Genomic DNA, 13069 nt, shown 5'->3' with positions numbered 1-13069 from the left:
TATTACTTCAATTATACCATAAAAACTCAAAAACTCTGTTTAATAGTCTTTCACCCTGTAACCTTTTTAAAAATGAAAAACGCCCATTTGGGGCGTCTTTAATTTTTTATTTTATCATTAGCTTTGTTATGAGTTTTGCAAATGTAGCTTTATCTTCGATTTCTAATCCTTCAAGTAACAAAGATTGGTTGTAAAGTAATTCGGCGTAATCTTTAATCTCTTCTGAGTTGGGATCTTTTTTGTATATATCTGTTAATATTTTAAATACTTGGTGGTCAGGGTTTAGCTCTAAGATCTTTTCAGCTTCAAATGGTAGTTGCTCTAAATTTTTTAAGGTCTTTTCCATGTTTAAGGATATTGCTTCATTGGCGCTTACTATACATGCAGGGGATTCCTTCAATTTATCTGTTAGTCTAACATCTTTTACTTTGTCTTTAAGGTATTCTTTTATTTTTTGAAGTAAGTCTTTGTTTTCTTCTTCTTTTTCTTTAAATTTCTCATCTATTTTTACATTTGAACTGCTGATCGATTTGAATTCTTTTCCTTCATAGTCGTGCATCAATTTGATGAGAAATTCGTCTATTTCATCTGTTAAATACAATACCTCATAACCTTTTTCTTTGAAGGATTCCATTTGGGGCAGATTTTCAATAATATCTTTACTTTCCCCTACAGCGTAATATATGTAATTACCTTGATCTTCTTTCATTCTTGAAATGTATTCTTTAAGGGTTACCATATTTTTATCAGACGTGGAACTTTCGAATAAAAGCAGATCTTGAACTTTTTCTTTTTCCTGTATATTTTGGTACAATCCTGCCTTTATAACCTTTCCAATTTCTCTCCAAAATTCTACGTACTTTTCTCTTTCGTTTTCGAGTTTTGATTTTAAAGTATCTAATATCTTTCTTTCAATATTTTTTCTTATTACTTTTAGTTGTTTGTTTTTCTGAAGTATTTCTCTTGAGATGTTCAAAGAGAAGTCTGGAGAGTCTACCAATCCTTTAACGAAACCTAAATAATCGGGGAGAACTTCTTCACAGTTTTCCATTATAAAAACGTTCTTTGAATAGAGGTTCAACCCTCTTTTGTAATCTTTGCTGAAAAAGGTAAACGGCAACTTAGAAGGAATATAAAGCAATGCGGTGAATTCAACCGTAGTTCCTTCAGCTTTGAAATGAATAACATCGAAAGGATCGTTCCAATCGTAAAAATGTTCTTTGTAGAACTCGTTGTATTCGTTTTGAGATATTTCTTCTTTGTTTTTGTTCCATAAGGGAACCATCGAATTAAGTATTTTTTCGGTTATCTTCTGTTTACCTGCTTCCACTTCTTCTTCCCATTTCATTTTTATGGGGTATTTTATATAGTTGGAGTGTTTTTTGACTAATTCTTGAATTTTATATTGGTCCAAATAATTTTCATCCTCATCTAAATCGTCTTTCAATATTAAGGTAATCTTAGTTCCTCTATTGGCTTTTTCACATTCTTCAACTGAATAAGTTCCTGTTCCATCGGATTCCCATCTTACACCTTTATCTTGATCCCACTTTTTGGTTTCTACAATAACTTTTTTTGCAACCATGAATGCGGAATAAAATCCAACACCAAACTGTCCTATGAGGTTTATTATAGTGTTTTCCTTATCTGCCGTGAGGCTGTCTCCCGTTTGAGCCTGTTTTAGTTGGTTCAGAAAGTTTTTGGTGCCTGATTTTGCAATAGTTCCCAAGTTTTCGATTACTTCTTCATAAGACATTCCAATACCGTTATCTTCAACTATCAAAGTGTTGTTATCTTTGTCTATTTCAATCCTTATCCGCAAGTCAGTATCGTTTTGTAAAACGTTAGGGTCTTTTAAAGATAGGAATCTAATTTTATCAAGTGCGTCTGATGCGTTAGAAATCAACTCTCTTAAAAAAATGTCTTTGTGGGTGTAAATAGAGTTTATTATTAGGTTAAGTAATTGTTTTGTTTCAGCTTGAAATTCTTTTACTTCTGGCATTTTTGTCTTTCTCCTCCCGTTTTTTAGACTCTTAGTGTCTTTAGAAACTCTAACCAAAAAATTATATCGAATTTTTTTGAAGGTTAATTTTCTTTTTTTTTTATTATTTTTATATAAAGAACTTTCTTGAGCGCACGAATTCATTTTAGAATGTAGTGAATTTTGATATATTTTTTGTAAAACTATAGTATTTTTGAACGTAATTTGATAAAATAACAATATACACTGAAGAACGCACTTTTGGGAGATGGTTTAGTGTTTTTTTGGAAATTTGCCTTTCGCAATTTTTTAAAGAGATGGCAAGTGAGCATTTTGTTAGTTTTGGGGGCTATCATTCCTTCTTTGTTAACTGTTTCTTCTCTTTCACTTAATGATTCGATAGTTTCTTATAGAAAAACTCAGCTTGAGGTTAATTTTGGTCAAGCAGATGCCTTTGTTGTTAATAACAGGACATCACTATTTCTCTCTTTTCCCTTGTCACAAATGATATTAGATGATCTAAAAAGCAATCCCCAAGTAAAAAACATTTTACCGGCTTCAGAAAGTTTCGGAAGAATAGAAAATAATGGACGTTTTTTGGAAGTTTTGGTTGTTGCGGTTGAAGGAGAAGATCTTTCGAACTTTATAGGTCAAAATATTGATTTAAGTCCAGGTAAAGTAGTTGTCTCTCAAGAGATAGCTAACGAAATTGGAGTTAATGAAGGAGAAACCATTGTAATTCATATGCCAGGGGGTTCAAAGAATTTAGAGGTTTCCCATGTTGGTGAGAAAGGTTTTTGAATTACCGAGGAGAGATGGCGCAATATCCGGGATCGGTTTTTGTTAATGTGTTGGATTTCAAAGGTAATACAGTTTATCCTTCAAAGGCGTATGTGGATTTTGTTGAATCCGAAAATGTTGATATTTCCAATATTTTCCTTCCTTCAAATTTAGAGATTAATAATATAAAAGAAGATTTTTTGAATTCCCCAGTAAATGAAATTCTGGGATATATTGTTTTTGCCTTTAGTTCTTTTTCAATATTGGCGGGTTTAATATTAGTTATTGTTTTCGGGAACAATTTTGCAAACGAGCAAGAAAAAACGGTAGGTATTTTAAGAATTTTAGGTTTTAAAAGATTTAAGATCTTACTTCTTTTCTTTATGGAAGCTTTGTTATATTTTGGGATATCTTCAGCAATAGGAGTTATTTTGGGGGCGAAAATAGGAGCTGTTCTATTAAATCAACTTGGTGAAATTGCATCAGGTCTAACTTTCGAAACTTTGGGAAGTTTTACAGTCGTTCCTTATGAATTAAGTGTTAGAACAATAATATTTGGTTTTTTAATAGGTATTGTAATACCATTGATCATTTTTATGATTAAAGGGTTACAAATTTCCAACAACTCTCCTGTAGAATCCTTGAAAAAAGATGTGGAGGCATATGTGCCTCATGGTATTAACGGATGGTTTTCTCTTCTTTTTATTATATCTGGTGTTCTTTTAATGTCCTTTGCAAATGAGTTTGAAATTCTGGCATTAATTTTGATTTCAGTGGGATTAGTATTTGTATTCAAAAACCCCTTGTTTAATGTTGGGTTATCCGTTTTTCTTATGATCCTTAGTAAAACATTTTTTTCTCTCTCTTCGGGAGCATTATCTTTTAATTTTATTTTTCAAAGATCTTTTTTATTCGGTTTCATCGTTGTTCTTTTTTTTACTTCTATAATTCCAATTTTAAAAAGGTTTTCTAAAGTGTTTTCCTCAAAGAAGAGTGTTCCTTTTCTTTTGGGATTTTCGTATGTTGAAAGATTCCCAGTTAGAGTTTTAATGCTTTCTTTAATGTTTGGTATAATTATTTTTGGTTTGATTGTTATTTCTTCCATACCAGCGAATTTGGTTAGGTTTGTTGATACTTCTATGCAAGAAGGATTATTTGGATATAATTTTTTGGTTGTATCAAATCCTATAAAAAACCTATTTTTTTCTGATGATATAGCTGTTTATGAAGGGATAGAAAAGCCAACAAAGGTTCAAATTGCCATTCTCGATTCACAGATTATAGCTTTTGTAGACGATACTTTTCTTGAATCGGCGATAATTCCATCGGAATCAGTAACAGATTGGAGAGAGGAACTGAAAAGTAAAAATACCGTTCTTTATGGAAAATTTAGTGATGAAGAACAAATTCCAGAGTACGTGAAGGGTAATCTTTCCTCCATTACACCCTTAGGTGGAGTATCTAATGTTTCTTACGATGTCGTTGGTTTTTTTAACTTAAAAGATATTACAATTCCTGTAAAATATGTAGCAAGTATAGTATCCAAACCTAATAGCGTAAAAAGTGTCGATATACTTTTAGGGAATGTGCCTAAAGAAAATATTGACGAAGTCAAGCAGAAATATATGTCAACTTTTGATTATCCTATTTTTATAGAAGAGGAATTACAGACTATTTATAATGGGATAGATGGTATAATTTCTCTAGCAACTGGAATGCTTTATCTTGGATTGATTAGTGGATTTTCAGGACTGGCACTGTACTCTGTAAGATCATGCATAATTCGCCAAAGAATAATCGGAACTCTAAGGGCAATCGGTTCAAGTTCAAAAGATATAACCAAGGGGCTTCTCATTGAAAATTTCAGCATTGTTTCAGTAGGAGCTTTCATAGGTCTTGTTGGAGGTTACTTAGTCGCAAAGGATATTATTTTCGCCATCTTTCAGTTTTTAGGAAATGTTGATTTTTATTTTCCATTGTTGAATGTAGTGGGAATAATTGGAATGGTGTATTTAGTCACTTTTCTAACCTTGATGATACCTTCTTTTTTGATAACTAAAATCACACCAGCAGACAGTTTGAGGGAGATAGGATAATGGAAGTTGAGAGTAAAAATAGTGCTTTGATAAAAGCGATTGAATTGTACAAAGTTTACAACGATAAGAGGGTAAAAGTAGAGGCTTTAAAGAACGTTACCTTAACGATTAAAAAAAGTGAATTTATTGGTATATTAGGACCTTCAGGTTCAGGTAAAACGACCTTACTTAATTGCCTTTCTGCAATAGATAATCCTACAAGAGGCGAGATTTACTTTAAAGGGGTCCCATTCCAAAATTTGAAAGAAGAAGAACGAACTTCCTTCAGGGCCAAAAACATGGGCTTTGTTTTTCAATTTTTTAATCTAATTCCTGTTTTGACGGTTTTAGAAAATGTCCAATTGCCTTTGTTAATCTTAGGAGAAAAGAATAAGACCTCAAAGGACAAGGCTTATGAAGTTTTAAAGAAAGTTAAGCTTGAGAATAAAGTAGAACGATTCCCCTATGAGCTATCAGGTGGAGAGCAACAAAGAGTTGCTATTGCAAGGGCTATAATACATTCACCAGAGGTTATATGGGCTGACGAACCAACTGGAAATCTTGATACCGAAAATGGTGAAATAATAATAGAACTGTTAGAGGAGATAAGAAAAGAAAAGGGAACAACACTTGTGGTAGTTACCCATGATTTGAATATTGCAAAAAGAGCCGATAGAATTATCCAAATTAGAGATGGAATTATACAAGAAATTTAATTCTTTGATGAATTTTGATATAATGTAAGAAGAGGGGGTTGTAGCGCAGCGGGAGCGCGTTGCCTTCGCAAGGCAAAGGTCGTGGGTTCGAATCCCATCAACTCCACCATATTGAATTAGCCGACCCAACCTCAGCGTCCAAATTTCCCAAATTTTACTCTCTTCTGTCGAAAAACTTCTCATAAGCCAAAATGTTAGTGAAATTCCTTATACAGCCGAGATATGAGGACAAAAAGTTGCATTTTCACTGTTACGCTTTCTATTAGATTTAGCTGTCTACTTTCAAAGCTGGTAAAGTCTAAACTTGAGGCTGTTAAAAAACGAGTCAAAGAAACGGATAAAAGCTTAGGGGTTAAGAACCTTTGTCAAAATTGTCGTGGGTCACTTTTATTCAGAGAATGTTATACGCAATGTCGTGCCTAAGGAATATGATTAAAAATAGTCTAATTTTAACTGGAAAGTGGAAGAGGGTTTTACCATGGTAAAAAAGTTAAAATATCCAAAGGCGATAGTAAATTGGCCAGAAGATGAACGGCCACGAGAGAAATTATTAAAATTTGGAGCTGATAAACTTTCTGATACTGAACTTTTAGCAATTCTTTTAAGGGTGGGCTCAAATGGTAAAAGTGCTGTAGATATGGCAAGGGAATTGATAAACGAGTTTGGTACATTTAGAAATATAGGCTCAAAAAGTTTTGCTGAACTTAAAAGAAAAGGGTTAGGAATTGCAAAAATTGCTCAGATAAAAGCAGCTATAGAAATTGGCAAAAGGTTCTTGAAAGAGAAAAGTTTGACTAAAATCAAAGTTGAAACCAGCAAAGATATAGTTGATTATTTCATCCCTTATTTGAGGGATATGAAAAAGGAAATTTTCAAAGTCGTTTTACTTGATGGGAAAAATAAAATAATCAAAGATGTAACCATATCAGAAGGAACACTTACTAAAAGCATAGTCCATCCGAGAGAAGTTATAAAAGAAGCAATTGTAGAATCCTCAGCTGCATTAATACTAATTCACAATCACCCAAGCGGTGAACCCCAGCCAAGCCAAGATGATATAGAGATAACCAATAGGATAATTTCCGCTTGCGAACTTGTAGGGATAAGAGTTTTAGACCATGTCATCATTGGTGATAACAACTATTTTAGTTTTTTTAATGAAGGACTTATTAAGGAGGGAGAAGATGGAAAAATGGGATGAACATCTAACTTCCGAACAAAGAAAAGCAGCGAGTCATAAAGGATCACATGCAAGACTCCTTGCCGGTCCTGGAACTGGGAAAACATTGACCATGACCAGAAGAATTTTATGGTTAACGACGACACAAGGTGTTTCTCCAAGTCAAATTCTCGCCCTTACCTTTACCCGTGCTGCTGCATCAGAATTAAGGCGCAACCTCAGGTATAACCTTGAAGGTACAGGAATTGATCTCCCAAGGGTTTCTACTCTTCACTCCTTTGCATTGAGACAGATACTACGTAATGCGTCTTTAACCAAGCTTCCACAACCTCTCAGAATTGCAGATGACTACGAGGAGCGACAAATCATAATCGAAGAATTAAGCGATTTGATCGGTGAGAATGTGCGGAAGACCCAAAATTTATTAAATGAACTTTCCTCTGATTGGCAAAAGCTAACGGCTGATACGCCGGATTGGGAGCGGAGATTTCCAAACCCACAATTTTTAGGAGCTTGGGAAGAACATAGAGAGGTTTATGGATATACTCTAAGAGCAGAACTTGTCTATCAACTAAAGCGGGCATTGGAAGAACAGGGGGAAAGTCTGGATTTAGAGGGACCACCGAAATATGTGCTCATAGACGAATATCAAGATCTAAATCCCTGCGACTTATCTGTTATCAGATCATTGGCCGACCTCAATAGTGAGATTTACTCCGCTGGCGATGATGACCAAAGTATTTACAGTTTTAGATTTGCAAATCCAGATGGAATAAGAAGATTCACTGATGATTACACTCCTTCAGCAGATTTAAAATTGGAGATTTGTCAACGATGCCCTAAGGAGATACTCAACTATGGACTTTTTGTTGCTAGACAAGATCCTCGCCGTATTGATAAGCCTATTGAACCTAAAGACAAAGCTGAACAAGGTGAGGTTCATGTATTGAGATTTCCAAATCAAATTAAAGAAGCCGAAGGAGTTGCTATTTTATGTCATTGGCTTATTAAATCACAAAATATCCTGCCGGAAGAGATCCTTATTCTTTTACGAACTGATAGAAATAATCAATTCTCTGATCCAATACGGGAAGCCCTTACAAAAAAGAGTATTCCTGTAGGAGCTGTATCAAACCCTCTAGAACCGCTAAACCATGAACAAGCTCGTGAGATGCTTTGTTTAATGCGATTAACTGTTCAGCGTGCTGACAATCTTGCTTGGAGAACAATCCTCTCATTGGGTAACAGCGGAATTGGCAAGAAAGCATTTTCTGAACTTTATGAATTGTCAAGAAAAAATGGAATTATATTTTCAGAGACACTTCAACAGGTTAAAGAATCACCGAACTTATTATCCGAAATGGGAATAGAGTTTCTGAAAAGGTAAAAAAAATAGAAAGTTTTCTCCTAGAAATTGATACACCAGAAAAGGAAAAATTAGATAGTTGGATTAATAATCTTGCCACTAAAATTATTCAGGATGATGGTGAAAGGCAAGAAGTACTCGGTCTCTTTTCAAAAGTAAGGGGGCTTGGTGAGGCGGAGACTTTGGAAGAGCTATTACGTGCATTAAATGTATCTCTTGGCGATGTAGAACAGGAAAAGGAAAAAGGTAAAGTTGCTATCATGACAATGCATCAAGCTAAGGGACTGTCTGCTGATGCAGTAATTTTAGCCGCTGCTGAGGACGAGTATATCCCAGGACGAGCAACTGGCGAGGCAGTTGATGATGAAAGGCGTCTATTGTATGTGTCGATCACTCGTGCAAGGAAGTATCTCTATGTAACTTTTTGTCAAAAAAGAACGGGGCAACAACGCCATTCAGGGAAAAATACTGGTAAATTGCAAAGAACATTTACCCGATTTCTTAGCGGTGGACCCTATAACCCACAGGATGGTCAAATTTTTATAAGAAACTTGGTGGATAAAAATGCCTGAAAAAGAATATAAACCAACTGAAGAACTTGAAGTAAAAGAAGGGTATGTAAAGGATTTTTTAACTAATCGACTAATCCGTTTAACACCAGAGGAACAAGTTAGACAGATTATGTTAATGAGATTGGTTGAAGAATATGAATATCCTAAAGAATTGATAAAAACCGAGTTTGAAATACAAAAAGGCAGTAAAAGAATTGGTCCTGCTGACATTGTTGTATTCAGGGATGGTAAAAGTAAAGACCAAGAGAATATTTGGATTATTGTAGAAACCAAACGAAAGGAACGTTCTGATGGTGTTGAACAATTAAAGACTTATCTTTCTCCTTGCAAAGGTGCAAAATTTGGCATTTGGTTTAATGGGAATAATATTGCATATCTGGAAGTATTAGACCATGCTCCTTATTTCCGGGAAGTTCTTAAAATACCTAAAAGTGGTGAAACTACAATCCATCTTCCAGAAAAGAAAGATTTAAAGCCAGCGCCAGAATTGCGAAGCATTTTTGAAACCTGTCATAACTATATTTACGCCAATGAAGGTTTGCTTAAAGAAAAAGTTTTTAACGAAGTTTTAAAACTTATTTTTATAAAAATGGTTGATGAAAAAAAAATTTCTGCAAAATGTGAATTTGGAATAACGACAGAGGAAGAAGAAGAAATAAAAGAGGGCAAGTCAAGTGTTTTTACAGAACGAATTATAAAACTTTTTGAAGAAGTAAAATCAAGGTATAGTGATGTCTTTGAACAGAATGAAAGGATAAATTTAAAGCCAATTACTCTTGCCTTTGTTGTAAGCCAACTTCAAGAATACAGTCTTATAGAAACTAAAGTAGATGTTAAAGGAACCGCCTTCCAGACATTTGTTTATGCTCATCAAAGAGGAGAGAGAGGAGAATTCTTTACTCCACATCCTATAGTAGAATTAGCTGTTGAAATGCTTGATCCAAAAGATGATGAAAAGTTTATCGACCCTGCCTGTGGTTCCGCTGGATTCCTTGTCAGTGGGATGAATTATATTAAGGGAAAATTTATAAAGGAAAGACCTGACAAAAAATCTAAAGCAAACGAATTTCTAAAAGAATATACTCAAGCCCATATAGCAGGTATAGATGTTAATCCAGATCTATCAAAAGTTGCCAAGATGCATATGATTTTATACGATGATGGACATACTGGGATTTTCTGTGCAAATAGCCTTTTACCACTTGATGAATTAGAAGATATATCTATAAAATCGGGTGTTCCACGCTCTTTAAGGCCTTATCCTAACTGGTTTGATGTTTTAATGACTAATCCTCCTTTCGGCAGCAAGGGTAAAGTAACAGATAAAAGAATTTTAAAGCAGTTTGAGCTTGGCTATAAATGGAAATTGGACAAAACTACTGGAAAATGGATAAAAACAGATACGCTTCAAAATGGTCAGGTCCCAGATATTCTGTTCATTGAAAGAAGCCTGCAACTATTAAAAGATGGTGGCAGAATGGCAATTGTTTTGCCTGATGGCAATCTAAACAATTCTTCTTTGGGCTATGTAAGAGAATTTATCCAGCAGAAGGCAAGGATTTTAGCGGTTGTTTCAATGCCAGTTGGAACCTTTATGCACGCAGGAGTTAATCCAAAAACAAGTGTTTTGTTTTTACAGAAACTTAATGAAGAAGAATTGGACAAATTAAAGAAAATAAATTATCCAATTTTTATGGCAGTAGTTGAAAAGATTGGGTATGACCTCAATTCAAAGACACCTAAAGTTATGTATAAAAAGAATGAGCGAGGAGAGATTATAAAAGATGAAGATGGCAAGCCAATTATAGATACAGATATTCCTGATATAATTTCTGCATTTAAGGGATTTAAAAGAAAGTATCAGTTAGGATTTTAAAAATGATTGATGAAAATACTATTAAATTGATGGCTAAAATAATGCAAGAGGGTATGACAGGATACAAAATTGCTGAACTATTAAATGATGCTAATAAAAAGTTTAATTTTTATAAAGGCGAATTTTCACCACCAGGAAAGACTCGAGAACGAAAGGAATCATACGCCCAAAAATGGTTAAATGCATTAAGAGAAAAAGGATGGGAAGAAGTGTTGTCTTATATAGCTAATCAACTTTTGGATAAAACCCGTGTATACTTTGAAGAAGATGAACAGCATCCTTATCCAGAAGAATTATTGAATAGATTGAGAGAAAAAATTCAAGGGACCAAAATAAAAGAAGATAAAAAGACCAAAAGACAAATCACACATGGAAAAACTATCAGGAGAATGTTAAAAGGAATTAAAAATGAAAAATTAGCTGAGTTACTATATCAAGATCTGAAAGATGTTGATTTGTGTATTTCTGTTGGAGCATGGAAGCCTGCACTTGTTTTATGTGGAAGTATTCTTGAAGCGATACTTTCTGACTGGCTTGAGAGTATGCCGCCAGAAGAAATACAAAAAGCATTTCAAGAGTTATACCCAAACAAAAAAATTAAAAAGGTTTTCGATTATACATTAGAACAGCTCATTGACATTGCAGAAAAAAACAGAGCTTTTACACGGATATCATGCCACAATCAGTGATGGTATAAGAAATTTCAGAAACTTAATTCATCCTAATTTCGCTCTTCGTCAACAGATAAAACCAAATAAAGCAATTGCCGAAATAGGAAGACAGATTACTTTGGCTATATTACAGGAGGGGCAAAAAATAAAATGATTCTTTCAGAAGTAAAATATTCTCAAGTAATGGAAAAATTGAGATTTGATGCTGAGTTTTATAAACCAGAATATCTGAAAGTAGAGGAACTTGTAAAAAAATCCACTAATATAAAAACACTTGGCGAGTTGGTTACTTCAATTATTAACGGTGTTGACATAAGAGAATTTGTTCCAGAAGGGATTCCTTATTTAAGAGTTGGGGATATGAAAGAATTGTTTATTGATGTAAATAATGCATCGAGAATTAGAAACAATTCAATTATTTCAAAAGGTATAATACTAAAAGAAGGAGATTTACTATTTTCACGAAAGGGCACTGTTGGTATAACTTGTGTTGTTACGCCGGATTTGACTGGTTCAATTATAAGCACAGAGTTGATAAGAGTTAGACTAAAAGAAGTCAACTCTTATTATACTGCTGTCTTTTTTAACTCGGAATATGGACGGAAGCAACTTTTAAGAATAAGCAGTGGTGCTGTTAATCCAGTGATAACAAGAGAATTATTTAAATCGGTTTTTGTTCCCATCCCTCCTCTATCCTTCCAACAAAAAATAGAATCTTATATCAAAGAATCATACGAAAAACGAAAATTAGCAGATGAAAAATATAAACAAGCGCAAGATTTATTGAATAAAATACTGGAAATAGAAAAATTTGCATTGAAAGAAGAAAAAGTGTTTGAATCAAAATTTGATGAGATTGAACAAACCTTACGTTTTGATGCAGATTATTATTTACCAAAATTCACAGATGCAATAAAAATCTTAAAACAATCTAAATTTGAACTCAAGAAATTAAAAGAATTATGCAAGGAAGCGATACGCAAGGTTAATCCTATTAAACAACCAAATAAAAAATTTACCTATGTTGAAATCGGCGATATAGATATTTCTACAGGTGAAATAAAAACAAAAGAGATATTAGGATATCAAGCACCACCAAATGCAAGAAGACTTTTTAAAAAAGGTGATTTGGTCATTTCTATGGTAAGACCAACAAGGGGAGCAATAACAATAATTCCAGAAGAACTGGATAATTCTTTAGGTTCAACAGCATTCTACATTTTAGAAATCCCATCTCCCTTTAGAGAATTTTTATTTCTTTATTTAAGGTCTGACATAGGATTGAATCTGTTAGGAAGGTCAGTTGTTGGTGCAATGTATCCAACTTTGAAGAAAGAACACATTGAAGAAATTATTATCTCCATTATTCCAGAACAAAACCAAAAACAGATTTCTGACCTTGTAAAACAATCATTTTCCCTTCGCAAAGAATCTAAGGAATTTTTAGGAAAAGCCAAGAGAGAAATTGAAGAATTTATTGAGAAAGGGTATCAATGCAGTAACTGACCAGCGATTTTTTGGAAAGGAATTAACCATGAAATTTGAAAGTCAGTCCATAACATTAAAGAAAGGTACGGCACATGCATATAACAGCGGATAAATGGCTATGATGCTACGCATCTTCGCCCAAATCTCCTTCAGCAACTTCTTTTATCCAGAGAACGTTAGGCGGGCGACTTTCAATAGACACTTTAGAAATAGAAAAATTTTGAAAATGGTAGTGAGTTTTTAGAAGGGTTAGAGAATGCGATAAAATAACTCGCTTTTCAGAAAATTAATAAAAAAGAGTTTCAAATACTGAATAAAAGAGCATGAGGAGAAAGGAGGTATTTTGTAAAAATCGTTTTTTAAA

At 33.8% G+C, this 13069-nt stretch carries 10 protein-coding genes and 1 tRNA gene; 10 read left to right on the top strand and 1 reads right to left on the bottom strand.

Translation table 11 applies throughout. The features are described from left to right. Positions 1–106 precede the first annotated feature (106 nt). Positions 107–2002 carry a molecular chaperone HtpG gene (gene htpG / locus NAAC61_RS01100; RefSeq protein ID WP_202694977.1) on the bottom strand — a complete coding sequence of 632 codons (1896 nt, stop codon included), beginning with the start codon at positions 2000–2002 and terminating at the stop codon, positions 107–109. 303 nt (positions 2003–2305) lie between these two features. On the opposite strand from htpG, the gene NAAC61_RS01095 reads away from it, so the two are divergent. The 10 genes from NAAC61_RS01095 (at position 2306) to NAAC61_RS01050 (ending at position 12723) form a co-directional block, all read left to right on the top strand. Further along, positions 2306–2782, top strand: coding sequence for a hypothetical protein (locus NAAC61_RS01095; RefSeq protein ID WP_202694976.1), 477 nt, complete (start codon positions 2306–2308; stop codon positions 2780–2782). 14 nt (positions 2783–2796) lie between these two features. After that, the gene (locus NAAC61_RS01090; RefSeq protein WP_202694975.1) at positions 2797–4857 is read left to right on the top strand and encodes an ABC transporter permease; all 2061 of its coding nucleotides are present in this window, start codon (positions 2797–2799) and stop codon (positions 4855–4857) included. Continuing rightward, positions 4857–5552, top strand: coding sequence for an ABC transporter ATP-binding protein (locus NAAC61_RS01085; RefSeq protein ID WP_202694974.1), 696 nt, complete (start codon positions 4857–4859; stop codon positions 5550–5552). The genes NAAC61_RS01090 and NAAC61_RS01085 overlap by 1 nt, the downstream gene beginning before the upstream one ends. 34 nt (positions 5553–5586) lie before the next feature. Then, a tRNA-Ala gene (locus NAAC61_RS01080) sits at positions 5587–5661 on the top strand. 369 nt (positions 5662–6030) lie between these two features. Then, positions 6031–6753, top strand: a complete 723-nt coding sequence (gene radC / locus NAAC61_RS01075) for a RadC family protein (RefSeq protein ID WP_202694973.1) — start codon at positions 6031–6033, stop codon at positions 6751–6753. Beyond that, positions 6737–8119 (top strand): UvrD-helicase domain-containing protein, encoded by a 1383-nt coding sequence (locus NAAC61_RS01070; protein ID WP_202694972.1) that lies wholly within the window; start codon positions 6737–6739, stop codon positions 8117–8119. Before radC ends, NAAC61_RS01070 begins: the two co-directional genes overlap by 17 nt. Next, positions 8071–8670 (top strand): 3'-5' exonuclease, encoded by a 600-nt coding sequence (locus NAAC61_RS01065; protein WP_337919677.1) that lies wholly within the window; start codon positions 8071–8073, stop codon positions 8668–8670. Before NAAC61_RS01070 ends, NAAC61_RS01065 begins: the two co-directional genes overlap by 49 nt. Beyond that, the gene (locus NAAC61_RS01060; protein WP_202694970.1) at positions 8663–10546 is read left to right on the top strand and encodes a restriction endonuclease subunit M; all 1884 of its coding nucleotides are present in this window, start codon (positions 8663–8665) and stop codon (positions 10544–10546) included. Before NAAC61_RS01065 ends, NAAC61_RS01060 begins: the two co-directional genes overlap by 8 nt. 2 nt (positions 10547–10548) lie before the next feature. Continuing rightward, a complete protein-coding gene (locus NAAC61_RS01055) occupies positions 10549–11235 on the top strand; it encodes a hypothetical protein (RefSeq protein ID WP_202694969.1) in 687 nt (228 codons plus the stop codon). Between the two features lie 132 nt (positions 11236–11367). Then, positions 11368–12723 carry a restriction endonuclease subunit S gene (locus tag NAAC61_RS01050; protein ID WP_202694968.1) on the top strand — a complete coding sequence of 452 codons (1356 nt, stop codon included), beginning with the start codon at positions 11368–11370 and terminating at the stop codon, positions 12721–12723. Positions 12724–13069 lie beyond the last annotated feature (346 nt).

It is taken from the genome of Petrotoga sp. 8T1HF07.NaAc.6.1 (assembly GCF_016772115.1).
GTDB classification, from domain to species: domain Bacteria; phylum Thermotogota; class Thermotogae; order Petrotogales; family Petrotogaceae; genus Petrotoga; species Petrotoga mobilis.
Note: the sequence above shows the minus strand (reverse complement) of the source record. Positions and strands in the feature narration are given on the sequence as shown.

Coding starts and splice junctions, on each gene's coding strand:
- htpG (WP_202694977.1), bottom strand. CDS start 2,002: ATGCCAGAAGTAAAAGAATTTCAAGCTGAAACAAAACAATTACTTAAC.
- NAAC61_RS01090 (WP_202694975.1), top strand. CDS start 2,797: ATGGCGCAATATCCGGGATCGGTTTTTGTTAATGTGTTGGATTTCAAA.
- NAAC61_RS01085 (WP_202694974.1), top strand. CDS start 4,857: ATGGAAGTTGAGAGTAAAAATAGTGCTTTGATAAAAGCGATTGAATTG.
- radC (WP_202694973.1), top strand. CDS start 6,031: ATGGTAAAAAAGTTAAAATATCCAAAGGCGATAGTAAATTGGCCAGAA.
- NAAC61_RS01070 (WP_202694972.1), top strand. CDS start 6,737: ATGGAAAAATGGGATGAACATCTAACTTCCGAACAAAGAAAAGCAGCG.
- NAAC61_RS01060 (WP_202694970.1), top strand. CDS start 8,663: ATGCCTGAAAAAGAATATAAACCAACTGAAGAACTTGAAGTAAAAGAA.
- NAAC61_RS01055 (WP_202694969.1), top strand. CDS start 10,549: ATGATTGATGAAAATACTATTAAATTGATGGCTAAAATAATGCAAGAG.
- NAAC61_RS01050 (WP_202694968.1), top strand. CDS start 11,368: ATGATTCTTTCAGAAGTAAAATATTCTCAAGTAATGGAAAAATTGAGA.